Raw genomic sequence first — 21,925 nt, forward strand, 5'->3', positions numbered from 1 at the left:
CGCCCTAGAAGTTCGGCGCAACAGCCGCAAACGGCACGATCCAGGATTCATCGCGCTCCAGTTCAACAAGCCCGCCGAACACATGCGCGCCAAGTTCCTGAACCAGACGACCACCGGACTGTGAGTTTGTCAGCACAACCAACGCGGCTTGGCTGCGCGGTTCAATCACCAGAAGGCTTGAGTAGCCCGGGTTGGAGCCCCACTGCCAAAGTGTCCGCTGCGTGTCGCCGTCACTCAGCCGCCGGTCACGCACACCAATGCCAAGGCCCCAGGCCAAGCCTTCCGGCGCGCCATGACCAACAGGCACATGAGGCCGTGTCATCTCGCGCATGTCAGCGCGTTCCAGCAAGCGCGGATCGATGATTTCCTGCGCAAACAGCGCGATCTCACCAGCCGTACCACGAAGGGACGCCGCCGGGTGCACATCACCTGCGGCGCGCAATGGCAAAGGCACGCTCATGAACATCAGCGGCAACAGGGAGACCACCGCCAGGACCACAGCAATGCGTGTCCAGAAACTGCCCGATACTTCTTCGCGCCGCATCACCGTGCCCGGTCGGGCTCGGGTGAACCCCAGAAGGTGAAACACCAGCCGCCACAACACAGCCGCCAGCGCCACGCACAAAACAAAGATGAAGGCGATCAACAGCACAGCCGTCAAAAGGCCCAGCCCCACCAGCTCCAGCAACACAACAATAGTGGCAATGCCCGCCAGAATGCCCGGCAGGACCAGATGTCGGCTTTCCATATGTGGCTGCTGCAGAACCAGCCGCACCACGAGGAAAGCAAGCAACGCTCCAATCACAAACACCGCGACGAACGGCACGAACACCATCGCCAGCGGCATCCAGAGGCCTGTGTGACCCGTTGCCACCAATGCCATCTGCGCGTCTTCGAGGGCAAACCCTGTTGCAGCCATGCCCAATGGCTCCAGCAATCTTACCCGCGCAACGTCTGCAAAGGGCCGTTGTTCATGGGCGGTGATCGCATAACCAAGATATCCAAACCCCTCACCGGCATAGGAGAAGGCGCCACCGGGAGGCGTCACGAGGCTGTGCGACGTACGGCGAATATCGTTGGAAAGTCCTGATCTATGGGTCAGGACCTGCTCAAGGGTGATCTTGGGAATGCTGCCGTCAGCTCCCGGCTCCAGCCATGGCGGCTCAAGCCCCAGACCAATGTCCTTGTCGAGCCGCAACTTGCCGGCGGCCACAAGCTGCAGAGCAACATGAGCCGCGACCGGCTTTGAGATCGAGGCCGCTTCAAAAATCGTCTCGGTGGTAACCGGCGCGCGTCCAATGACATTGCGCACCCCAAACGCGCGCTCATACACCATGCGCCCATCACGAATGAACGCGACCTGGGCACCGGGCACATTTTCTTCGTCCATCAGGCGCGGCATGAACGCATCAAGCGCCTGCGCAATCTCGCGGTCTTCCCAGTCCAGCATGCCCGTGTCTGCGCGCGCTGCACCACTCACAACAAGAATGCCGATCAGAACCGCCGCAAGATATGACCGGACCCGGCGCATCAGTGCAGCGTATCCTTGCCGTCATCCCCTGACATCGCCGCCAGAGCTTCCATCGAAAACTCTTCAAGCGGGATGCGCGGTTTCTGGAAGGCCAGCCGCAACGCATCGATGCGGTCACGCACATCATCTTCCAGTGGCCCGCGCGCTTCTGCGTCCACCAGCTGTTTCAGCTCTTCACGGTTTTTGACACCCAGAATGACACTGTCCACGCCTTCCATGCCGAGAGCATATCGGTGTGCAACCACTGCCGGGTCTTCACCCATTTCCTTGCACAGGGCGCGAAACGGTCCGGCCTTGGCGTAATCCGTCACCTGCTCATTGTCGTCCGGCAGGGCACGGTCAATAGCTGACGTCAGCGCGCCCGCCTGCACGGCCCGAATACCAAGCACACCCACATCGTTGTTCTTCGCCGTCCGGATGATATTGCGGGGCTCTGCTGGTTCCTCATAGCGGCGCATGTCGCCGGGGGAATCCATCAGGTTTGCCACCGCCTGCACCACGTCTGGCTTCACGTCGTGACGCAGCGCATCCATGATTGCGCGTGGCAGGCCGACACCGGTTATGCCCCACGCGCCAATCAGCCCACGCGAAACAAATGATTGCATCGCCGGGATCATATGGTCCGTATACGTGCTGAAGCGCGTGGCCCATTTGTGCTGGGTGTCCGCGTTGCGCGCATACTCATAATCGTCAGGGCAGATGTTGGAGTGCAGAAGGAAGATGTCTGCCTGCTCAACCCGCATGGTCTCAAGCGAGCGCACAAGCCGACGCTCAAGCTCGGACGCAACCTTGTCTGCTGGCGGCGTCCCCAGCTGACACTTGGTGGTGACACGCACGCCTTGCGGCAGGTTGCCTTCAAATGCATCGCCGATGACCGTCTCCGCCTCACCGCGCCCATACAGCGGCGCCATGTCCAGCAACGTGATGCCGCTGTCCACAGCAGCGCGTGCCGTTGCCACAGCCTCGTCCCGGGTCGTCTCACCCCAGATCTGACCAAGGCCACCGCCGCCAAGGGTCAGTGCGCTGACGGGCCACAGAGTGCCCAGTTGCCGTGTCTGCATGTCCCGTCTCCCTGTTTGAAAGTGGTTGTGGCCTAGACCGCCGGATCCGGTAGTCCGGCCTGACGGTGCGCTGCAATCAGCGTGTTGCGCATCAGGCAGGCAACAGTCATCAGACCCACACCGCCCGGCACCGGCGTAATCGCACCGGCGATGTCCGAAGCTGCTGCAAAGTCCACGTCACCCACAAGCCGCGTCTTGCCTTCGCCTTTTTCAGGCGCCGGAATGCGGTTGATGCCAACGTCAATCACAAGCGCACCCGGCTTTACCCAGTCGCCCTGTACAAAATTAGGCTTGCCAATGGCCGCGACCAGCACGTCCGCCGCGCGCGCCTCCGCCCGCAGATCCTTCGTGCGCGAATGCGCCATGGTCACGGTGCAGTTTTCGCGAAGTAGCAACTGCGCAACCGGCTTGCCCACAAGGTTGGAACGGCCAATCACCAGCGCCTTCAAACCGGACAGATCTTCCCGCACGCCTTTGAGCATGAGATAGGCTCCATAGGGCGTGCACGGCACCATGGCATCCAGACCACTGGCCAGCCGCCCGGCATTGAGCGGGTGCAACCCATCGACATCCTTCAACGGGTCAATCGTGTCGATCACCGCCTGCTGGGAAATCTGATCGGGGACCGGGAACTGCACCAGAATGCCGTTTACCTCAGGGTCCACATTCAGCGCGCGGACAAGTTGAAGCAAGTCTTCCTGAGAAGTTGATGCCGGGAGCTTGTGCTCGATCGACCGGATGCCGACTTCGCCGCTGACCCGCGCCTTGGAGGCCACATAAACCTTGCTCGCCGGGTCCTCGCCAACCAACACCACCGCAAGGCCGGGCGACGTGCCGGTCTTTGCCTTGAAAGCTTCAACGCCCGCTGTGACCTGCTCCTTCACCTTGGAAGCATAGGTCTTGCCATCAATGAGCGTCGCGGGCATGGGCGGGAAATCCTGGATATGAAGCGTGGAAGGGCCGGCGGCTACAGCATGTAGGTAATGATGATGACCCGCAGGGCATAAATGCCGACGAGAACGATCAGCGGTGACAGATCAATACCGCCAAGGTCAGGCATGATATTGCGGATCGGCCGATACAGCGGTTCCGTCAGCTGATGGAACATGTTGGTGATCTGGTAGACGAAATTGTTGCGGGTATCGAGCACATTGAAGGCGATAAGCCAGCTCAGGATCACGCTGATAATGACGAACCACCAGGCGATGTCGAGAATGAAAAGCGCGATGAGTGCAATGGCCTGCATCTGGGTATCCGTATTGCTGATTCCGGTTACACCACATGTACTTGCGCCACCTCGCCGACGCAAGGCGGGATGAGCCCCAACCCGCCCAATATGGCCACAGCTACCCCCGGTGAGAGCGGAATTTGACCCAGCCCATGACCATCACACACACCCAGACCAGAATATTGTTGATGATGATCGACGGCGCCTCCAGCACCACCCCATAGGCTGCCCACAGGGCAACACCCGCCCCAAAGGCTGCAAGCCATCCCCATGAAAAATCATCCGCGTGGCGCGTTTTCACGGTCTTCCAGACCTGCGGCAGGAAAGAAGCCGACGTCAGCACGGCGGCAATGGCGCCGATGATCTCGGCGTAGGGGGCAAGGGCAGCAAGAGACATCAATCACAACTCCACAAAACCGCCCGCCGGCACCCATGCCCGCGTGACGCGCATCACCCATACCCGCCAGACCGCCCCACTGAAAGCACCCAATGCGAAAGTACGAGATGCCCCGCCTTTTCACTGACCCGGTGCCGTATAGACAAATGACACTATGAATGCCAATTTATAAGCGCAACACGCATCAAAGAAGGAAACGGGATGAGAAACCTAGGCGCAGGCACATGGATATGGGGCACCGCACTTGCTTTGTCTTTGGCTTTCACCGCCTGGTATCACAACTGGAGCGGCCCGCTTACGGCAGCTGAGATCAGTGCTTACGTTGAACAGTTACAGGGTCGACCGGGCAGCAATCCAGAGGCCGTCATGACCCTGAAAACCTTTCTGGAGGCCGACGATGGGCGCGAATTCATCATGCTCAACGTCATCAAGCTGCACGCCGACCCGCAGCCACATCCCCAGACCGGCGAGCCAACCGATGCGGCAGAGCTGCTGGGAACCTATTCCAGTGCCTTTATGGGCCGGCTTTTGCGTAGCGCAGGTCACCCGGTGTTCGTCGCCGACAAGGTGGGCCCCTTTGTAGATACATTCGGCGTCACCGAGCGACCTGACTGGACCTTTACCTCCATGGTGCGCTACCGCTCCCGCCGCGACCTGGCAGAAGCGGCAACCTACGAAGGCTTCCCCGGTGCGCACCTGTTCAAGACCGCCGCCATTGAGAATACATTCAACTTTCCGACCCAGACCCGGATACAGCTCTTTTTCAGCCCTGGACTGCTGCTGCCATTGCTTTTGTTCTTCGTCGCGTCACTGACGCATCTCATCGTGATGGTACGGAGGCAAAGGCCTTAGGCCCTCGGCAGCATGAAAAGCGGATCATCCGCTTCCACCTTGGCAATAAGGCCCTGAACATCCGGCAGGCCGATGCGCCCATATCCAAGCTCGACCATCCCGTCCTGCTCGAGACGCTTGAGCGCCTTGCCCGTGGCAACGCGCGACACCCCCAGCGTCACCGCAAGATCCTCCTGACGGCACTCCACCGTATCCGCGGGTGCCTTGGGATCGACCGATGTCAGCAGCAACTGCGCAATCCTGATGGGCAGTGTCAGGCGACGCTGGGCATCCAGGAATTCCAGAAGTTCGTGATTGCGTAACAGGGCGATGGTCAGCAGGGCATGCGCGAAGGCCGGCTCCTCATCCATCAACCGGGTGGCAAGCGACCCTTTGATGAACGTGATCGTCGTCTCCCCCTGCGACCACAGCGTGTGCGTATGAGGCAGGTCGGCCATCACGGTGAATTCGCCAAATGTCTCCCCGGGGCGCAGCAGTGCGGACACCAAAAACGAGCCGTCGGCCCCTGCATTGCCCGCCACGATCTGCCCCGAGGTCAGAACGGAAATACCCTGCCGGTCATCGCCGCGCTGCTGAATGATCTGGCCATCCTTGAAACCACGTGACGTCCCGGTGGCGAGCACCCGGTCCAGAACCGGCTGCGGCAGCAGGTCATAGAGCGTTCTGGTCTTGGCCCGCAGCACCCGCATGGCGGCCTCCCGACAATCTGCCTCAAATGTAACTTGTTAGCATTCTAGGCCACATGACCCCGCTACTGTCAAAATACGGCAACTACAAAACAAGCCCACAAAACAAACGATGAGGGACGACAATGATCAAGGTCTGGGGCATTTCAGTTTCCTACTACACCGGCAAACTTGAGGCGTATCTTCGCTACAAGGGCGTTCCCTATGTGATGGACAACCCGTTTGCCTGCCAGGACCACATCAAGGAAAAGGCCGGCGCCGTTCAGGTTCCAATTATTGAGCGCGAAGACGGAAGCTTCCTCTCAGACAGCACGCCGACCATCCAGCTCATGGAACAGGAGTTCGTGGACAGCGGAGAGACAGACCGGATGGTCTTTCCAACCGATCCGGTGGTGCGGTTCATTGCATTGCTGATTGAGGACTATGCCGACGAATGGCTCTGGCGCTCCGCCATGAGCTACCGCTGGAGCAACGAGAATGATCGCGAACTGCTGACCAGCATTCTGACCGATGAGCTCACCAACCACGTCAAGGCACCGCGGTTCATCCGCCGTCGCATGGTCAAGAAACGGCAGCTCGCCCGGTATGTGGCTGGCGACGGCGTGACTGAGACAACGAGAGCGCATGTGGATGAAACATTCCTCAATGCCATGCGTGTCATGCTGTCCATGCTGGAAAACCGCCCCTACCTGCTGGGCGACACCCCCTCCATTGCAGACATCGGCATGATGGGCCCCATGCTCCGTCACTACAGTCAGGACCCCACGCCCTCCACCATCATGCGCAATGAGTGGCCAGCCATCACTGAATGGGTGGCCCGGGTCTGGAATGCGCGGGCAACCGCGGGTGAGACATCCCTGCTGGATCACGTCCCCGATGATGCAGCCCCGATGCTGCGCGAGATCGCCCAGACCCATCTGGTTCAGCACCGCGAAAACGCCCGCGCCTTTTCAGCTGGGCAAAGCCGTTTCGAAATGACCGTGCAGGGGTGCCACTACAAGAACCTTCCCGTCACCCAATACAGGGTCTATTGCCTCGAACGCCTGCGCGAGGAATTTGATGATCTGAGCGATGAGCACAAAGCCAAGGTCAAAGCACTGCTGCCCTATGAAGGCTGCGACCTGATCTGGGATCACACGGTGCAGGCAAAGTCTGGTCACGATGTGGAGCGCAAAGCCCCCTTCGCCCACGGCATCAACGTCGTCTAACCCGAAAGCTTCATTGGCAGGCAATGCACTTGGCATTGCTTGCCACTCCCCCGCCCGCCACTATGCGCGCAACCATTACAAATATGGATTGCACACATGACCGCGCCAATCACCCTCTACACGGGCCCCACGCCTAACGGCCGCAAGGTCTCCATCGCGCTCGAGGAAATGGGCCTGCCCTACACCCTCGAATATGTGGACATTCTCGAGGGGGACCAACACACCCCGGCCTTCCGCGCCCTCAACCCCAACAACAAGTTCCCCGTCATCATTGACCCGGACGGGCCAGACGGCGAAGAAATCGTTTTGTGGGAGTCCGGCGCCATCCTCTGGTACCTCGCAGAGAAGACCGGCCAGTTCCTGCCCGTCTCCGGCAAGGCCCGGCACCTTGCTCATCAGTGGCTGATGTTTCAGATGGCCAGCGTCGGCCCGATGTTCGGCCAGTTCGCGCATTTCTTCTTCTACGCCAAGGAGAAACACCCCTACTCCATCGAGCGGTATCAGTCAGAGATGCGCCGCCTGCTGGACGTCATGGAGGAACACCTCTCCACATCCACCTGGTTTGCTGGGGACGATTACACCATCGCCGATATGGCGGTCCTGCCCTGGGTCGAAGGAACAGTGGACATACCCGGCATTGAGAACGTCGACAGCCTGCGCGCCTGGGTGCATCGCATGAAGGATCGACCCGCCGTTATCAAGGGGCTGGATGTTGCACGCGAAAAAGTCCGCAAGGAGACCGTTGAAGGCGGCATGAAAGACCTCAACGACACGCACCGCTCACAGTTGTTTGGTGAAGCGCAGTACACCCGACAGAAATAATCCGTCTCCGGATAATCAGGGAGGCAACGACGTGGCTGTCTAGGCAGGCACCCGATCCCCCATCGCAGCGCGCAGGGTCTTGGCGCTGCGTGCCAGCGATGACGTGAAGATGGCTGCATCGTCAAAGGCATGCGCCATCAACAGGCCACCCTGTATATCCACCATGCAGGCCATGGCCTGGACCTTGCTCTCCTTGGCCGACAGGCCACCGCGCTTTAGACAGCCCGCCAGCGTCTCCACCCATCGTGAAAAATAGCTGACGATTTCAGCGTCAAACGCCGTGCGCACGTCATAAAGCGAGAATGCGCCCAACAGGCACAGCCTGCGGCCGGAGCGAAAATAGTCATCCACCTGCACGAACATCTGATCCACCGCCTCCATTGGATCAGTTTTTGAGGCAAGCACACCAAACACATTGTCCTCAAACCATCCATGCACATGGGCAAGGACGGCACGCGTCATGTCTTCTTTGCCATTGGGAAAGTGATTATAGAGACTGCCCTTGCCCAGCCCGGTCGCAGCGGTGATCTGCCCATAGGACGTGCCGTGGTAGCCGTGCTCCCGAAAGAGTTCACCAATCGCCACAACGGCCTGCGCACGATCCATTCTGGATGCCACTGACAACTCCCCGCTGGCTAACGTCTAAAGACCCAGTTCCGTTAGGCCGGGATAGTCTTCCGGCCGCGGACCCGCCTCCCACAGAAACTTTCGGTCAGACGGGTCAATCAGAACATCATTGATGCTTGCTTCGCGCCGCTGCATGTGGCCGCTGGGAGCAAAGGCCCATTGTTCGTTCCCGTAGGAGCGATACCACTGCCCCGCCGCATCATGCCATTCATACTGGAACCGCACGGCAATGTGGTGGTCATGAAAAGCCCACAGCTCCTTGATCAGGCGATAGTCCAGTTCACGCTCCCACTTACGGGTAAGAAACGCTTCAATCTCGCTATGGCCCTGCAGAAAGTCAGACCGGTTTCGCCACACACTGTCCGGCGTGTAGGCCAGCACCACTTTGGACGGGTCGCGCGTATTCCAGGCGTTTTCCGCCATGCGGGCCTTTTGAGCAGCCGTTTCCGCCGTAAAGGGGGGAAGCGGCGGGCGATCCTGCACCGAGCTATCTGTCATTCTGTTACCTACTCAACATATTTGTACCGATTGGTACAACATAGGCAGAGCGCACGCCCACATCAAGACCGCCCTTGAAAACACCCCCTCACCCCCCTAGCTAATTGACCAGCGGTCATTAATATGATCGGCGGCAGGTACCAAGCTGTGACACTGGCTCAAGGGGAGTGATGGATATGTCTGACCAGATCAACAAAGATGCGCCGGTTCTTGTGACGGGCGCCTCGGGCTACATCGCCCAGCAGGTGATCCTGTTGCTGCTGGACAAAGGCTATAAAGTCCGCGGCACCATCCGCTCCCTGGACAAGGGCCCGGCCCTCAAAAGCCTGCTGGCAACCCAGGACCCGCGCGCCGCAGACATTGAGCTGTTTGCTGCCGACCTCACATCGGACGCGGGCTGGGACGACGCGGTCGCAGGCTGCACCTATGTGCACCACATTGCGTCCCCCATTCCGCCGGAACTTCCCAAGGACCCCAACGAGCTGATCGTTCCTGCCCGCGACGGCGCGCTGCGTGCCCTCAAGGCCTCAAAGGCTGCGGGCGTCAAACGCGTGATCATGACCTCGTCTGTCGCATCCGTCGCCTACGGATATGACGACCAGCCGGAAGTCCTAACAGAGGAAGACTGGTCCAACCCGGACAACCTCAAGGACAACACGGCCTACACGCGCTCCAAGACCATCGCTGAAAAAGCCGCCTGGGAATATCTCTCAGGTCCAGGCCAGGGCCTTGAGCTAGTTACCGTCAATCCCTCTGCTGTGCTCGGACCAGTTCTGAACGGCGACTTCTCAGCTTCCGTTGAAATCCTCACCCAGCTGATGGGTGGCAAACTGCCTGCAACACCAAAAGTCGGCTTCCAGATCGTTGACGTGCGCGACGTAGCGGCAACCCATGTGGCGGCCATGGAAACACCCGGCGCTGCGGGCCACCGCTTCATTGCCGCGAATGACTTCTACTGGTTTGAGGACATCGCCAAACTGCTGCGCGACGCGTTCCCGGCCCAGAAGAAGAAGATCCCGACCCGCAAGCTGCCGAGTTTCCTGCTCCGCCTGCTGTCAATCTTCAACCCGGTCATGAAACAGGTCGTGCCCGAGCTCGACAAGAAGCGCTTCGTCTCCAACGACAAAGCCCAGTCCATGCTCGGTGTCACCTTCCGCCCCGGCAAGGACGCCATCCTCGACGGCGCGCAGTCCCTCATCGACCACAAGGTGGTCTGACGCCCTTACGCGCAAAGCACTCACGCACAAGGAACGTACCCGCCTAATCCCGGCGGGTGCGTTCCAGGCGTTTTTCAATCTCACGCTTTTCCCAGTCCGGGCTGAACAGCGACATCACTTCAAAGACCGACAGGCCGTGCGCGGCCACACCAACGCCCCAGCCGAGCATCGGCCAGATAAACCACGGCGTGCTGATGCCGGTGAACAGGTTGATGATGAACAACCCGAAAATCACAACCGCATAGGTCGCTGCATGGCTGTAAAAGGCCTTCAGATCGCGCACATAGCGGATCGCCCGGCGTTCTTCTTTCGACAGTTCGTTGGGTGTGTACATGGGAGCCTCCGTTGACAGGGTGGGAACATCCACCTCGAAGACCGCAGCCAGCGCTGTAAGAGTTTCCAGGCTCGCCTTGTCGCCCCGCTCGAGCCGCTGAATGGTGCGCACGCTCAATCCACTGACTTCCGCCAGTGTCTCCTGCGACCATCCCTTGTCGATCCGTAGCTTGCGAATAAGCACCTGAACTCTCTCCATCATGTGTCGGTTGCGGTGCCGCCAATCTGTGAATTCTCACAGACCATCGCCACGTCACCACCCCGTCACCAACCTGACAGCGCCGCGTCACACACCCGAAAACCCGCAGAAAATAGGAGTTTCTGCGCTAGAGGCCCAACACCCGCTTGGCAATGATGTTTTTCTGGATCTCATTGGTGCCGCCATAAATCGACTGTGCCCGACCCGCAAAATACGAGGACACCGATGGCGGCGCGTAGCTCGTCAGGGCATCCTGAGACCAGTCAGGGGACGCACAATCGGGACTGCCGATCTGGGCCGCCCGGCCACAGGCTTCCACCATCAGCTCGGTGATCCGTTGATGGGTTTCCGTCGCCAGAATTTTGACCGTGGACGCCTCATTGCCCGGTGACCCGCCTTCCGCCACCGACGACAGAATGCGCAGCACGGTTGTCTCCAACCCGTCCACGCGCATTTCCGTGTCAGCTATCTTCAGCTTGAACACTTCATCATCATAGAGCGCTTCATTGCCGCCCATGGGCGCTGCCTTGGCAATCTCCTTGAGGTCGGACAGCATCTTCCGCTTGGCGCCGATGCGCGCATAGGACGTGCGCTCATTGCCCAGAAGGTAGGTCGAGTATTCCCAGCCCTTGCCTTCTTCGCCGATCATGTAATCTACCGGCACACGCACATCTTCAAACACCACCTGATTGAGATAGTGCTTGCCGTCAATGCCGATGATCGGCACCAGCGTCACGCCTTCGCGGGTCATTTCACAGCACACAAAGCTGATGCCCTGCTGCTTGCGTTCGCCCTTGGAGGTCCGCGCCAGCAGAAAAATCCAGTCCGCATGTTGCGCAGCCGACGTCCAGATCTTCGTGCCATTGAGCACAAACTCATCGCCATCGCGCACGGCGGAAAACTGTAGCGACGCGAGGTCAGACCCCGAGCCCGGCTCGCTGTAGCCCTGCGCCCAGCCCATTTCGCCGGAGCGGGTGGGTCCAAGCCATTTTTCCTTCTGCTCGTCGCTGCCGAAATTGAAGATCACCGGCCCCACATAGATGACACCCATGGGCGTCACGGTCGGCGCACCGGCGCGCTCAAGCTCTTCATCAAAGATGTATTGCTCCTCGATGGTCCAGCCCGGCCCGCCGAACTCCTGCGGCCAGGCAGATGCCAGCCAGCCTTTGGCACCCAAGGCCATTTCGGCCTTACGGACTTCCGGCGTGCTCAGCGAATAGCCGGAACGCACCTTGTCCAGAATGTCCTGCGGGTAGTCATTGGCAAAGAAGCTGCGTACTTCCTGCCGAAACGGCTCAAGGTCCGCGCTGAAGCTCATATCCATGGGGTCGTCTCCCGAATAGCCGGGCCTCGCTTGCTCGCAAGGCCCTCAATATCTGTTCGGGTCTACTTTACCGCATGTACCTCATAAATCACGCCACCATCTCCGGTCCGGCCCTTGCCGACCGCCACTACGTGATTGAGCCATAGATATCGCTCATCTCCGGTTTCAAACAGCGGATTCGTTCGGAAATAGTACCGCTCCGCGCCGGCCACATCGTCCGGCTTGGCAAAATCCAGCGCATACTCATAATCACCGTCCAAAGCCAGCATTCGGCCGAAATAGGTCATGTAGATGATTGCCCCGTCATCCATCTCCAGACTGAGACGAACATCCAGCGCACCGGATCCATCGCCGCGCACCATGGCCCAATCACCACCGGCGTTCGGCACCACGCGCCCCTCCATGCGCGGGCCTTCAACAGTACCTTGCGTACCAATGCAGATCATCCGCATTCCGTTAGGCGTGACGCCACTGGTGACGGGGGCTGCAAGTTTCACGCGCAGTTCAAACAGGAATTCAGTTTCAAGTGTTGGCATGGGCTGGCCTTTCAAGCAGGTGTTGAGGTCGTTCAGCCTACGCATGTGCGATGTTCAGCCCGCATAGCCGGGCAGATGATCATGTCCGATTTCGACCAGCGCATTTCCCGCCAGTGCGATAGTCTTGGACATCGCCATCAACTGCCCGAGACCCCCATGCACATTCTCAAACGCGAGTTGCGCTACACCTATATTCCAAGCCCCATCGGCGACCTGCTGGTGGCCGGTGATGCAGATAGTCTGCACCTCATCAGCTTCCCTACCGGCAGCAAGACGATCCGCCATGCTGAGCACTGGCAGCAGGATGATGGTGGGTTCAGGAAAGTCGCAAAACAGCTGGACGCCTATTTCGCAGGTGACCTGACAGAGTTTGATTTGCCGCTAACCCTCGACGGCACTGACTTCCAGAACCAGATATGGCGCAACCTTGCCACCATTCCTTATGGCCAGACCGCTTCTTATGGAGAGATGGCAAAGAAGGCCGGTCGACCAAAAGCAAGCCGCGCGGTCGGTGCCGCCAATGGGGCCAACCCGTTGCCCATCGTCCTGCCCTGCCACCGTGTCATTGGGTCAACAGGGGCACTGACAGGCTTTGGCGGCGGCATGGAGGCCAAGAAGTTTCTACTGAAGCTGGAAGGCGCACTGCCGGACTCACCGGCCCAGCCTTCGCTGTTCCAGTAAGCACCACATGCACTGGTGGCTACTTGCCGTAAATCGCCGCGTTCCAGATCTCTGCTGACACCTTGCCGATCACCGCAGGATCATCAGGCTCTTCGCGCATCAGATTGTCATTCGCCAGCGCATTGTTCATCAGGATGAGGCTGCGGGCTGTCAGGTCGGGGTTTTCGACTTTGGATCGCCCAAGCATGATCTGCTGCCGGATGAAGCGTGCGGTCAAATCAATGAAGTAATCAATCACCCGCGACCGCCATTCGTCATGCACCTTTTCGCTGCTGTTGGAGGCGCGAGCGAGCGCCATCATGCCGGTGCGATGGTTGTCCATGGCCACGAACATTGTCGTGAGGCGGGCATGCGTATCAGCCCGGTAGTCGTCGGACCCGTCGCCATTGAGCCAGTCATCCACGGTCTCGCGGATGGCACCCTCGAGACGGCCCAGAAAGCCGAGTGCCAGCTCATCAACACTTTTGAAGTAGTGATAGAACGACGACCGCGTCATGCCCGTGCGCTGCATCACGGCATCCACCGTCAGGGCGTTGAAGTCCATTTCCGTCAGTGCCGCCTGGGTCGCATCGATAATCTCTTCGCGCGCCATTTCCGGTGTACGGCGAATACGCTGGGCTCTTTCAGACATGACGGGCTTTCTGCTGCGTTTGATGACTTCTCTTAGCCTGCTTGAGTCTATGCGTGCAATTCCTTATTGACAACCCGTCAATAAGCTATCATGTTAGCGTCAACAAGCAGAATAAAGGGCGCCGAACGGCGCGATCGGGAGAAGATCGTCATGAACATGCATACAAACGAGTTTGCATCCGGCGGATCAAACGGCTGGGCCAAGGCAGGCACACAGCCGCGCATCGCCGTTGTGGGTGCGGGCATGTCTGGCATAGCTGCCGTCGTGAAGCTCCGCGAAGCCGGCTACACCGACCTCACCGTCTATGAAAAGTCAGACAAAGTGGGCGGCACCTGGCGCGAGAATCAGTATCCGGGCCTCTCCTGCGATGTCCCCTCCCGCTGGTACTCCTTCACCTTCAATCTCAACCCCGACTGGTCTCACCGGTTTTCCTACGGCCCCGAAATCCAGGCCTATATGGAAGAAACCGCTGAGAAGTTCGGCGTTACCAAAGTTGTTAAATTCAATACGCCCGTGACCGACCTCACCTATGAAGGTCCGCAGTGGAAACTCACTGACGGCAATGGCGACGTTGAACACTATGACGTGGTCATTTCCGCGACAGGCGTTCTGCACAAGCCGACGCTGCCAAACATCGACGGCCTGGACAGCTTTGAAGGCGACATGTTCCACACTGCGCGCTGGGACCATTCGGTAAAGCTTGAAGGCCGCAAGGTCGGTATCATTGGTACCGGTTCCACAGCAGCGCAGATCATCGGCGCCATCACCCACAAGGTCGGCACGATGAATGTCTTCCAGCGCACCCCGCAATGGATGATCCCGCTGCCGCAAAAGGAATATGCAACCGGCTGGAAATGGCTGATGCGCAAGTTCCCGGCACTGCAGAAAGCCAGCTTCAATTTCTACTACAAGACCATGGTCAAGAACTTCGGTGCTGCCACCACCGGCGACCAGGAAAAGCTGGCCGACGTACAAAAGGCCTGCACGGAACATCTGGAAGAAGCGATTGCCGATCCAGAACTGCGCGCCAAATTGACACCCAGCTATCAGGCAGCCTGCAAGCGCCTGATTTTCTGCTCCGAGTTCTACCCGGCCATCAGCCGTGACAATGCCAACCTGATTACAGACGGGATTACACGCATCACCCCCAAGGGCATTGAGACTAAAGACGGCAAGCTGCATGAGCTGGATGTGCTGATCCTCGCCACAGGCTTTGATGCATCCGCGTTTATCCTGCCCACCAAAGTCACCGGCGAAAACGGTCAGGACCTTGGCGAGAGCTGGGACGGGTCTCCCCGCGCCCACCGTGCCGTCGGCATGCCCGGCTTTCCAAACTTCTGGATGCTGGAAGGCCCGACAGGCCCCGTTGGAAATCTGTCCCTGATTACAATTTCAGAACGCCAGGTCGACTATGTCATCAGCATGCTGAACAAGATGCGCGATGAAGGCTTGGAAGCCATTGCCCCCAAACAGGCCTCTTTTGATGCCTACAACAAGAGCATGGCCGAGCGCGCGCCGCAGACAGTGTGGGCATCTGGCGGCTGTGACAGCTGGTACTTCGACAAGTCCGGCACGCCGAACCTCTACCCGTTCCCGCCTCAGCAATATCTCGAAGACATGCACAACCCGGACTTCTCCGAGTTCCGTCTGATTGCTGATGTGAAAGAAGGGGATGCGGTTTCAGGCGCGGCCTAGATAACTGTATCCAGAAGCGTTTCAACAACTTCGGCCTGAGCCTTAAAGGCTTGGGCCGTTGCTTTGTAGGCAAACTCTGCACGCGTCAGATTGACCGCCGCAACTGCAAGGTCAGGTGACTGGGCCTGCGTGCTGGGCGCCAGTGGCGGCGTGTAACGCGGCGCCGCACTGCCCGAAGAGGAAGCTGATGTCCTGGATGCAGCAGATGCCGTCTGTTGATAAGCATTGCTGGCAGACTGCGCCGAGCGCACGACATCACTCGCCGCCTTGCCCACACCAACGCGGGCTGACCGCAAGCCTTCTGCCGCACTGGTCAATGATCCGATCATCACGCCCAGCCTAGCGGCGGCGGATTCCCCGCGCACGTCTAAGTGCACGGGAAACCTAATGAGCCGTTAAGCGTGTATCAGACCGAAACACAGCTACATGGCAGAGATGCCACCATCGATCTTGATCTCGGAGCCGGTGACAAACCGGCTCTCATCGCTGGCGAGATAAAGCACCGCATAGGCCACATCATTGGGTTCACCAATGCGCCCAAGCGGCACCTGCTTGGCGAGCTTGGTCTCAGCGTCTTCCGCGCGGGCCAGCAGACTTTCCAGAATAGGTGTCCGGATGAATGTCGGATGCACCGAGTTGGACCGAATGTCATAGCCGCGCTTGGCGCAGTGCAGTGCGACCGACTTCGAGAACAGCCAGACACCCGCCTTGGCCGCATTATAGGCGCCCATGTTGTGTCCCGCGATCAGACCGGCAATCGAGGAAATATTGACGATCGATCCGGGCTGATGCGCTTTCATGTGACCAAGCGCATATTTGCAGCCCAAAAACACACTATCGAGATCAACAGACTGGATCTTCTTCCAGTTTTCAAACGTCTCATCCTCAACCGGCGCGGAGCCGCCAATGCCTGCATTGTTGACGAGAATGTTGAGACCACCCATGAAGGCAACCGCTTCATCAAGCGCGGTCTGCCAACCGCTCTCTGACGTCACATCAAGCTCAACAGCCTTGGCACTGCCCGGCGCGTCCTTGTTGATGGCGTCAGCCACGTCCTGCGCCCCTTTGAGATTGATGTCAGCAACAACGACCTTGGCGCCTTCAGCGACCAGCAACTTGCATGTTGCAGTGCCCAGACCTGACGCACCGCCCGTTACCATTGCCATTTTTCCGTCTACACGTCCGGCCATATCAGACCCTCCTGTTTTTGATGTTGTGTTTGATTGGTCGTCGGGCGCTATTCGCCCGTGAATTTCGGTGTGCGCTTTTCAAGAAAGGCGGTAATGGCCTCGCGCTGATCCTTACCCGTTGCCGCCAGCGCAAATTGATCCCGATCCATATAGGTCGAGACCGGATTGAGCGCCTTCGCCGCCATCTCGATGGACTGCTTTGACATGCGCAAGGGAACCGGTGGCACGGCCGCTGCACGACGAGCGAGCTCAAGCGCTGCATCCAGCGCACTCCCATCTGCCACGACGTCTTCGATCAGACGCCAGTCAAGCGCATCTTGTGCCTTGAGCACTTCACCAAGAATGACAAACAGCTTGGCCCGCGCCGGCCCCATCAGATTGACCAGCCGTGGATTGGAGTGCCAGCTCATGTTCATGCCGAGCGGGATTTCCGGAAGTCTGAAGCCTGCGGACTCACCGGCAATGCGAATGTCGCACGCCCCAACCAGCGCCACACCACCCCCGATGCAATGACCTTCAATGGCACATATCGTGAGCTGCTCGAGGTCTTCCCACGCATCACACATGTCGGGACCGACCTTGAGGCCGTGACGGCGTGCCAGCAGCCCGTCTTCGCTACCGGCCATTTCGGGATCCTTGAGATCAGCACCGGCACTGAAAATCTTCGCGGTGCCTGTCAGCACAATCACATGGGTGTCGATATCATCGCGAAAGTCCCGCGCAATCTGCGTGAGTTCACGCATGGCAGCGCGCGACAGGGCATTCAGCCCATCGCCACGGTCGTAGCGCACAATGGCCACTGGACCATCTCGTTCGATGGTTGTGAATTCTCGTTTTTCGATAGCCAAAGTCTCTCCGCCCACCCTGTTACTGCCATTGGTGACAATTTTGGCGACACGCTAGCCGATAGACTGCGGTCGGGGAAGGCAGGTGCACCCTGACCGACAAGCCTAGGTGCGCAATGCGTCCCACAGGCTTGCTTCTGCGTGAGCGACCACAGATGCCTCGATGGAGAGATGGCCGTCCTCTGCCATTTTCAACATGCCAAGCGCCCCACCCCAGATAAGGGCAACGGCGACGGCAGGTGGCATGTCCCGAACCTCTCCGGATGCCACAGCACCCATGACAAAACGCTCAATGCCCTGCACGAAAATGCCATCCGCCTCACGGCTTTTCTCGTCAAGCAGCGGCTTATGATAGTGCTGCTCCAGAAATGTCGCTTGCTCCGGGTATTCAGCCAGCCAACCGGCAAGCCGGCGCCACAGGACACCAAATACGTCGCGGGCAGATGGTCCTGCAGGAGCGGGCGCAAACACGCACGCGTTGAGCTCACGCCTCGACCGCTGATACAGCACGTTCAGCAATGCGTCCTTAGTGTCGAAATGCCGATAGATTGTGCCGGTCGCCACACCGGCAGACTTGGCAATATCAGGGACAGCCGTCGCCTGATATCCACGCCGGGCAAACAACTCCAGTGCAGCACTCAGAATGCGCTCCTGCTTGTTGAGTGCCTCTGGCAGCACATCAACTGAGGGCGGAACCGCTTGCTCGGCGGCCTCAGGTGCACTGTCAGGAATACGCGGAGGATGTGCCATTCAATCAAATTGAATGAACATTCACATTCGGTCAAATGGGTTAAGGCCCCGCGCAGGGCCAACCGGCGTGAACACAGATCAGCCGGTCAAAGTGTGGCGGTGTCTGTCTCGAGTCCGAACAGGAGCCTGCCGGTCAGTTCCCAGGTCGCGGGCGCGGTCATCATATGCTGCGTGGCCACGTGGACGTCCCGGAAGGCCCGTTGCAGCGGCGACGTCCGGTGGACAGAACTACCACCACCCAGCAGATACATACGGTCAACCACCCTGGCAGATGCCGTTGTGGCATGGGTCGCAGCAAGACGCAGGTCGCGGCGATGGTCGACGCCAATAGACCCGTCCGCAGTGGCAGCATCCCATGCCGCCCCGACTGCATTCTCCAAAAAGGAATGCGCGGCGCGCAACTCCGCTTCACCCTGCGCAAGCTCGGACTGAGCCTGCGGCCGATGGGCAAGAGTCTTGCGGCTTCCCTGAGGGACTTTGCCGCCACCAATTTCAATGATCTCGTCAATCGCCTGCCGGGCCAGTCCCGTTGCGACAGAGGCAATGCCCACGGCAAGCAGGCCGAACACCGGGAAGGCATAGAGTGGATTTGTGAGACTTGGAGGCTTGGTAATGTCCGCCCCATGCCCAAGCGGCACCACCACATCATTGGCCTCAAAGTCGCTGCTGCCGCTGCCCGCAAGGCCTGACGGGTCCCAGTTGTCATGCAGCTTCAAATCCTGAACCGGCATGGCAAACATCTGCGTCCGTGGCCGCCCGGCATCGTCCATCACGGGCGCACCATCGGATATCAACCGCGCACCGCCAAAGACCCATTGCGCATTGTGCGAGCCGGAGCCCCATGCCCAACGCCCTTTGACCGTTGCACTGTCTGTGGACATGTCCGCCGTGCCCATGGGCGCAAAGACACCTGCTGTAATGGTATTGGGGTCATCACCATAAATGCGCGCGGCCGCGGCCGGGTCAAGATAGGCGGCCGTAAGCCCGGTCGTGGATCCGATCATCACACACCAGGCCGCTGACCCATCCGCCTGTGCCAGAGCATCGATCACCCCGGCGATCTGTTGCGGTGTTGCTTCAAGCCCACCCAGCGCCTTGGGTACAGCCATGCGATAGAAGCCCGCGGCTGCAAACCGGTCTGCTATGTCCTGCGGCAACTGACGCCCGGACTCAATCTCCGCTGCACGCTCGCGCAGTTCACCGGCAAAGCCATGGGCAGCAGCGATAAGACCGTCACCGCCCGTGGGGTGGTCTACTATCTGTGCTGTGTCACTGGGCATAATGATCTCCCTCTTCGATCCTGAGCATCGAACGCTGCGTCATAGGCTTATGTGCCGGTAAAGGTCGGCCGCCTCTTTTCAAGAAACGCAGACACGGCCTCTCGATGGTCGTCCCGCGTGAACGAGATCATCTCATAGGCCAGCGACGCATCAAACACTGTAGCCGCGAGCCGCTTGAGCTCCATGTTGACCGCCGCTTTGGTGTGCTGGATGGCCTGCGGCGCACCAGCTGCCAGCTTGGTCGCAAAGGCAAGAGCTTCCGCCTGCAATTCATCATCGCTGACCACATAGTTGACCAGTCCGATACGCTCAGCTTCCGCAGCGCGCACAGGATCACCGGTCATCAGATATTCCTTGGCACGCGCATAGCCCACAAGCTGCGGCCAGATCACAGCCCCGCCATCACCGGCCACGAGTCCAACGCGTACATGCGGGTCAGCGACCTGCGCGCTCTCACCCATGAAGATGACGTCACAGAACAAAGCAATCGTTGCCCCAAGACCAACCGCAGGCCCGTTGATGGCAGCCACAATCGGCTTCTCCACATCAAGAAGCGTCGTGACGATGCGTCGCCCTTCAGACGCACTGGGACTGGCAGCCTTGCCCTCAAGTCCAGCTTTCATCCAGGCGATGTCGCCCCCTGCGCAAAACGCATTACCGTCCGGATCGCCAGTGAGAAGAATGACATGGGTCTGATCATCTTCCTGCGCGTCCACAAATATGTCCGCCAGCTCATGATGCATCTGCTCATCCACCGCATTGCGCAGCTTTGGATTGGACAGCATCAGAGTCAGGATCCCGGCATCGCGCGATGCTTTGATGCGTGTGTATCGGTCGAAGCGGTCAGCCATTGGTCACCCCAGCGAGGACGTCCAGTTCGGACGTATTGCGAAAGACGTTCAGACAAAAAAGTACCGCCGCCCTGCCCATGACGTAAACCTTGTTTCAGGTCTGTCCGGGCGGGGCGGCGGCTATGTCGCGGGTCTATGGTCGGACGTGACTAGCTTCCGCTGCGGAAACCTTCAGCCGTGTCGGGATGCTTCACAACGCCAGGCTCACCAAAGATGAGAACGCTGCCGTCAGGGCCATCCACAACAGCCGAGTAGCCCTTACGGTCCGGACGGTCCACAACTTCGAATGTGTTGCCACCATCCGTGCTGTAGGCAACACCGCCATTGAGGCCGGCAAGGACAATCGCTCCATTGTCCATCTGCATGCCGCCACCAAATGACTTCTTGGAGCCGGTATCAACCTGCGCCCATGTTGTGCCCTGGTCTTCAGAGCGCCAGACATTTCCACGCATGCCGAAGATCAGAATGTTGCCGTCATCGAGCGTCATGCCACCCCAGAACGAGCCGAAATAGGGTGTCTTGATGGGTTCCCAGTTCGCGCCGCTGTCGAGAGACCGGAACACGAAGCCGGTTTCAGCCGCAATGAACATGGACCCATCAGGTCCTTCAAAGAGCGCATTGAGGTGTGGTTCGTACTCAAGACCTTCCAGCGGGGGAGGAGGATCGGGAATGACCGACTGGAGGTTCCAGGTCTCGCCACCATCCGTGGTAGACAGCGCGGTAGAGAACGCGCCTACCGCGACACCAGTGTTGGCGTCTGCGAAGCGAACCGAGAACAGAGGCATTTCAGCTTCTGCGTCGTCGTATTTCAGTTCCCAGTTTTCGCCACCGTCTTCTGTCTTGATGATGACGGCGTCATGGCCAACCGCGTAGCCGACTTTGTCATCAGCAAAATAGACCGATGTCAAAAGCGCCTGGGTTGGAACAGACGCTGCCTGGCGCCAGGTCGCGCCGTCATCGTCTGAAATCACAATGTGCCCAAACTGGCCAACAGCAACGATGCGTTCGCCAAGATCAGCGGCCGCAACCAGAAGCGTTTTGGAGGCAAGGTTGGAGGGCGTGGCGTAGCCTTTGGTTTCCAGCTCGCGGATTACCGCAGCTTCTGCCGGATCAACTGAAGGCACGGCCTGGGCAGGCACGGATGCAACGCCGGCGAGAACCAGCGCGGCAACGCCGCCTTTAAGTGCTGTGCGTAGTGTGCTCATGGGTCTAACTCAATCCACTCATTCGCCTCTCACACAAGAGGCATATACGTGCAGGTCCGGCATACAGAAAACAGATTGCCGCCGGTCTGACACTCGATTGCGTGTCTAATTCTGTGTCTAGCTCTAGGTCTATCCTACACCCTGAAACGGTTTCACCTAGCGTCAAATCGACCCCAAATCACGATGCTGAAACTATGGCTAACAGCCGCAGCCAGGCCTCGGTTGGGCGATGGAACCAGGTGAGATGGTCCAGGTTTTTGATGTGTATGGATGGACAG

Annotated in this window: 25 protein-coding genes; 6 read left to right on the plus strand and 19 right to left on the minus strand. The window is 59.1% G+C overall.

What is annotated here, in order from left to right:
- Positions 1-4 precede the first annotated feature (4 nt).
- From ABXH05_RS06460 to ABXH05_RS06480, 5 genes are all read right to left on the minus strand, one after another.
- Positions 5-1,531, minus strand: coding sequence for a serine hydrolase domain-containing protein (locus ABXH05_RS06460; protein ID WP_353560287.1), 1,527 nt, complete (start codon positions 1,529-1,531; stop codon positions 5-7).
- On the minus strand, positions 1,531-2,592 hold the full coding sequence (locus tag ABXH05_RS06465) for an aldo/keto reductase (protein ID WP_353560288.1): 1,062 nt from the start codon (positions 2,590-2,592) through the stop codon (positions 1,531-1,533). The genes ABXH05_RS06460 and ABXH05_RS06465 overlap by 1 nt, the downstream gene beginning before the upstream one ends.
- A gap of 32 nt (positions 2,593-2,624) precedes the next feature.
- Positions 2,625-3,518, minus strand: coding sequence for a bifunctional methylenetetrahydrofolate dehydrogenase/methenyltetrahydrofolate cyclohydrolase FolD (gene folD / locus ABXH05_RS06470; RefSeq protein ID WP_353560289.1), 894 nt, complete (start codon positions 3,516-3,518; stop codon positions 2,625-2,627).
- A gap of 41 nt (positions 3,519-3,559) precedes the next feature.
- Positions 3,560-3,838 (minus strand): YggT family protein, encoded by a 279-nt coding sequence (locus ABXH05_RS06475; protein WP_353560290.1) that lies wholly within the window; start codon positions 3,836-3,838, stop codon positions 3,560-3,562.
- Positions 3,839-3,938: 100 nt separating this feature from the next.
- Positions 3,939-4,217 (minus strand): SemiSWEET family sugar transporter, encoded by a 279-nt coding sequence (locus ABXH05_RS06480; protein WP_348136340.1) that lies wholly within the window; start codon positions 4,215-4,217, stop codon positions 3,939-3,941.
- Between the two features lie 366 nt (positions 4,218-4,583).
- Between ABXH05_RS06480 and ABXH05_RS06485 the strand changes: the two genes are divergently transcribed.
- Positions 4,584-5,069, plus strand: coding sequence for a hypothetical protein (locus tag ABXH05_RS06485; RefSeq protein WP_353560291.1), 486 nt, complete (start codon positions 4,584-4,586; stop codon positions 5,067-5,069).
- On the opposite strand, the gene ABXH05_RS06490 is transcribed toward ABXH05_RS06485, so the two are convergent.
- Positions 5,066-5,758, minus strand: a complete 693-nt coding sequence (locus ABXH05_RS06490; RefSeq protein WP_353560292.1) for a Crp/Fnr family transcriptional regulator — start codon at positions 5,756-5,758, stop codon at positions 5,066-5,068. The genes ABXH05_RS06485 and ABXH05_RS06490 overlap by 4 nt on opposite strands.
- 122 nt (positions 5,759-5,880) lie before the next feature.
- Here ABXH05_RS06490 and ABXH05_RS06495 point away from each other — a divergent pair, with 122 nt between their 5' ends.
- Both ABXH05_RS06495 and ABXH05_RS06500 read left to right on the plus strand, forming a co-directional pair.
- Positions 5,881-6,963 carry a glutathione S-transferase family protein gene (locus ABXH05_RS06495; protein ID WP_353560293.1) on the plus strand — a complete coding sequence of 361 codons (1,083 nt, stop codon included), beginning with the start codon at positions 5,881-5,883 and terminating at the stop codon, positions 6,961-6,963.
- A gap of 96 nt (positions 6,964-7,059) precedes the next feature.
- Positions 7,060-7,785, plus strand: a complete 726-nt coding sequence (locus ABXH05_RS06500) for a glutathione S-transferase family protein (protein ID WP_353560294.1) — start codon at positions 7,060-7,062, stop codon at positions 7,783-7,785.
- A 39-nt stretch (positions 7,786-7,824) separates the two neighbouring features.
- On the opposite strand, the gene ABXH05_RS06505 is transcribed toward ABXH05_RS06500, so the two are convergent.
- Positions 7,825-8,403 carry a TetR/AcrR family transcriptional regulator gene (locus ABXH05_RS06505; protein WP_353560295.1) on the minus strand — a complete coding sequence of 193 codons (579 nt, stop codon included), beginning with the start codon at positions 8,401-8,403 and terminating at the stop codon, positions 7,825-7,827.
- A gap of 24 nt (positions 8,404-8,427) precedes the next feature.
- Positions 8,428-8,910, minus strand: a complete 483-nt coding sequence (locus tag ABXH05_RS06510; protein ID WP_353560296.1) for a nuclear transport factor 2 family protein — start codon at positions 8,908-8,910, stop codon at positions 8,428-8,430.
- A gap of 176 nt (positions 8,911-9,086) precedes the next feature.
- On the opposite strand from ABXH05_RS06510, the gene ABXH05_RS06515 reads away from it, so the two are divergent.
- A complete protein-coding gene (locus ABXH05_RS06515) occupies positions 9,087-10,127 on the plus strand; it encodes an SDR family oxidoreductase (RefSeq protein ID WP_353560297.1) in 1,041 nt (346 codons plus the stop codon).
- 43 nt (positions 10,128-10,170) lie between these two features.
- Here ABXH05_RS06515 and ABXH05_RS06520 read toward each other — a convergent pair whose 3' ends face one another.
- The 3 genes from ABXH05_RS06520 to ABXH05_RS06530 form a co-directional block, all read right to left on the minus strand.
- Positions 10,171-10,644: a 2TM domain-containing protein gene (locus ABXH05_RS06520; protein ID WP_353560298.1), complete on the minus strand. Its 474-nt coding sequence runs from the start codon at positions 10,642-10,644 to the stop codon at positions 10,171-10,173.
- A gap of 142 nt (positions 10,645-10,786) precedes the next feature.
- A complete protein-coding gene (locus ABXH05_RS06525; protein WP_353560299.1) occupies positions 10,787-11,983 on the minus strand; it encodes an acyl-CoA dehydrogenase family protein in 1,197 nt (398 codons plus the stop codon).
- Between the two features lie 62 nt (positions 11,984-12,045).
- Entirely contained in the window at positions 12,046-12,519 is a 474-nt protein-coding gene (locus ABXH05_RS06530; RefSeq protein WP_353560300.1) for a DUF3237 domain-containing protein, read from the minus strand.
- Positions 12,520-12,600: 81 nt separating this feature from the next.
- Between ABXH05_RS06530 and ABXH05_RS06535 the strand changes: the two genes are divergently transcribed.
- Positions 12,601-13,200 carry a methylated-DNA--[protein]-cysteine S-methyltransferase gene (locus ABXH05_RS06535; RefSeq protein WP_353560301.1) on the plus strand — a complete coding sequence of 200 codons (600 nt, stop codon included), beginning with the start codon at positions 12,601-12,603 and terminating at the stop codon, positions 13,198-13,200.
- Between the two features lie 19 nt (positions 13,201-13,219).
- Here the strand turns inward: ABXH05_RS06535 and ABXH05_RS06540 are convergent, their stop codons facing one another.
- Positions 13,220-13,831 carry a TetR/AcrR family transcriptional regulator gene (locus ABXH05_RS06540; RefSeq protein WP_353560302.1) on the minus strand — a complete coding sequence of 204 codons (612 nt, stop codon included), beginning with the start codon at positions 13,829-13,831 and terminating at the stop codon, positions 13,220-13,222.
- A 150-nt stretch (positions 13,832-13,981) separates the two neighbouring features.
- On the opposite strand from ABXH05_RS06540, the gene ABXH05_RS06545 reads away from it, so the two are divergent.
- On the plus strand, positions 13,982-15,526 hold the full coding sequence (locus tag ABXH05_RS06545) for a flavin-containing monooxygenase (RefSeq protein WP_353560303.1): 1,545 nt from the start codon (positions 13,982-13,984) through the stop codon (positions 15,524-15,526).
- On the opposite strand, the gene ABXH05_RS06550 is transcribed toward ABXH05_RS06545, so the two are convergent.
- From ABXH05_RS06550 to ABXH05_RS06580, 7 genes are all read right to left on the minus strand, one after another.
- Positions 15,523-15,855, minus strand: coding sequence for a hypothetical protein (locus tag ABXH05_RS06550; protein WP_353560304.1), 333 nt, complete (start codon positions 15,853-15,855; stop codon positions 15,523-15,525). The genes ABXH05_RS06545 and ABXH05_RS06550 overlap by 4 nt on opposite strands.
- 93 nt (positions 15,856-15,948) lie before the next feature.
- Positions 15,949-16,716, minus strand: a complete 768-nt coding sequence (locus tag ABXH05_RS06555) for an SDR family oxidoreductase (protein ID WP_353560305.1) — start codon at positions 16,714-16,716, stop codon at positions 15,949-15,951.
- 47 nt (positions 16,717-16,763) lie between these two features.
- Complete coding sequence (locus ABXH05_RS06560) at positions 16,764-17,564, minus strand: enoyl-CoA hydratase/isomerase family protein (protein ID WP_353560306.1); 801 nt, start codon at positions 17,562-17,564, stop codon at positions 16,764-16,766.
- Positions 17,565-17,666: 102 nt separating this feature from the next.
- On the minus strand, positions 17,667-18,311 hold the full coding sequence (locus tag ABXH05_RS06565) for a TetR/AcrR family transcriptional regulator (protein WP_353560307.1): 645 nt from the start codon (positions 18,309-18,311) through the stop codon (positions 17,667-17,669).
- A gap of 86 nt (positions 18,312-18,397) precedes the next feature.
- Complete coding sequence (locus tag ABXH05_RS06570) at positions 18,398-19,591, minus strand: acyl-CoA dehydrogenase family protein (protein WP_353560308.1); 1,194 nt, start codon at positions 19,589-19,591, stop codon at positions 18,398-18,400.
- Between the two features lie 47 nt (positions 19,592-19,638).
- Positions 19,639-20,442 carry an enoyl-CoA hydratase-related protein gene (locus tag ABXH05_RS06575; protein ID WP_353560309.1) on the minus strand — a complete coding sequence of 268 codons (804 nt, stop codon included), beginning with the start codon at positions 20,440-20,442 and terminating at the stop codon, positions 19,639-19,641.
- A 149-nt stretch (positions 20,443-20,591) separates the two neighbouring features.
- Entirely contained in the window at positions 20,592-21,647 is a 1,056-nt protein-coding gene (locus ABXH05_RS06580; RefSeq protein ID WP_353560310.1) for a WD40/YVTN/BNR-like repeat-containing protein, read from the minus strand.
- Between the last annotated feature and the right edge of the window lie 278 nt (positions 21,648-21,925).

It is taken from the genome of Pyruvatibacter sp. HU-CL02332, from assembly GCF_040362765.1.
Taxonomy (GTDB): domain Bacteria; phylum Pseudomonadota; class Alphaproteobacteria; order CGMCC-115125; family CGMCC-115125; genus Pyruvatibacter.

Bases quoted from the DNA above. Each gene is read 5' to 3' on its own strand.
- ABXH05_RS06460 (WP_353560287.1), bottom strand. From the start codon at position 1,531: ATGCGCCGGGTCCGGTCATATCTTGCGGCGGTTCTGATCGGCATTCTT.
- ABXH05_RS06465 (WP_353560288.1), bottom strand. From the start codon at position 2,592: ATGCAGACACGGCAACTGGGCACTCTGTGGCCCGTCAGCGCACTGACC.
- folD (WP_353560289.1), bottom strand. From the start codon at position 3,518: ATGCCCGCGACGCTCATTGATGGCAAGACCTATGCTTCCAAGGTGAAG.
- ABXH05_RS06475 (WP_353560290.1), bottom strand. From the start codon at position 3,838: ATGCAGGCCATTGCACTCATCGCGCTTTTCATTCTCGACATCGCCTGG.
- ABXH05_RS06480 (WP_348136340.1), bottom strand. From the start codon at position 4,217: ATGTCTCTTGCTGCCCTTGCCCCCTACGCCGAGATCATCGGCGCCATT.
- ABXH05_RS06485 (WP_353560291.1), top strand. From the start codon at position 4,584: ATGACCCTGAAAACCTTTCTGGAGGCCGACGATGGGCGCGAATTCATC.
- ABXH05_RS06490 (WP_353560292.1), bottom strand. From the start codon at position 5,758: ATGCGGGTGCTGCGGGCCAAGACCAGAACGCTCTATGACCTGCTGCCG.
- ABXH05_RS06495 (WP_353560293.1), top strand. From the start codon at position 5,881: ATGATCAAGGTCTGGGGCATTTCAGTTTCCTACTACACCGGCAAACTT.
- ABXH05_RS06500 (WP_353560294.1), top strand. From the start codon at position 7,060: ATGACCGCGCCAATCACCCTCTACACGGGCCCCACGCCTAACGGCCGC.
- ABXH05_RS06510 (WP_353560296.1), bottom strand. From the start codon at position 8,910: ATGACAGATAGCTCGGTGCAGGATCGCCCGCCGCTTCCCCCCTTTACG.
- ABXH05_RS06515 (WP_353560297.1), top strand. From the start codon at position 9,087: ATGTCTGACCAGATCAACAAAGATGCGCCGGTTCTTGTGACGGGCGCC.
- ABXH05_RS06525 (WP_353560299.1), bottom strand. From the start codon at position 11,983: ATGGATATGAGCTTCAGCGCGGACCTTGAGCCGTTTCGGCAGGAAGTA.
- ABXH05_RS06530 (WP_353560300.1), bottom strand. From the start codon at position 12,519: ATGCCAACACTTGAAACTGAATTCCTGTTTGAACTGCGCGTGAAACTT.
- ABXH05_RS06535 (WP_353560301.1), top strand. From the start codon at position 12,601: ATGTCCGATTTCGACCAGCGCATTTCCCGCCAGTGCGATAGTCTTGGA.
- ABXH05_RS06540 (WP_353560302.1), bottom strand. From the start codon at position 13,831: ATGTCTGAAAGAGCCCAGCGTATTCGCCGTACACCGGAAATGGCGCGC.
- ABXH05_RS06545 (WP_353560303.1), top strand. From the start codon at position 13,982: ATGAACATGCATACAAACGAGTTTGCATCCGGCGGATCAAACGGCTGG.
- ABXH05_RS06550 (WP_353560304.1), bottom strand. From the start codon at position 15,855: ATGATCGGATCATTGACCAGTGCGGCAGAAGGCTTGCGGTCAGCCCGC.
- ABXH05_RS06555 (WP_353560305.1), bottom strand. From the start codon at position 16,716: ATGGCCGGACGTGTAGACGGAAAAATGGCAATGGTAACGGGCGGTGCG.
- ABXH05_RS06565 (WP_353560307.1), bottom strand. From the start codon at position 18,311: ATGGCACATCCTCCGCGTATTCCTGACAGTGCACCTGAGGCCGCCGAG.
- ABXH05_RS06570 (WP_353560308.1), bottom strand. From the start codon at position 19,591: ATGCCCAGTGACACAGCACAGATAGTAGACCACCCCACGGGCGGTGAC.
- ABXH05_RS06575 (WP_353560309.1), bottom strand. From the start codon at position 20,442: ATGGCTGACCGCTTCGACCGATACACACGCATCAAAGCATCGCGCGAT.
- ABXH05_RS06580 (WP_353560310.1), bottom strand. From the start codon at position 21,647: ATGAGCACACTACGCACAGCACTTAAAGGCGGCGTTGCCGCGCTGGTT.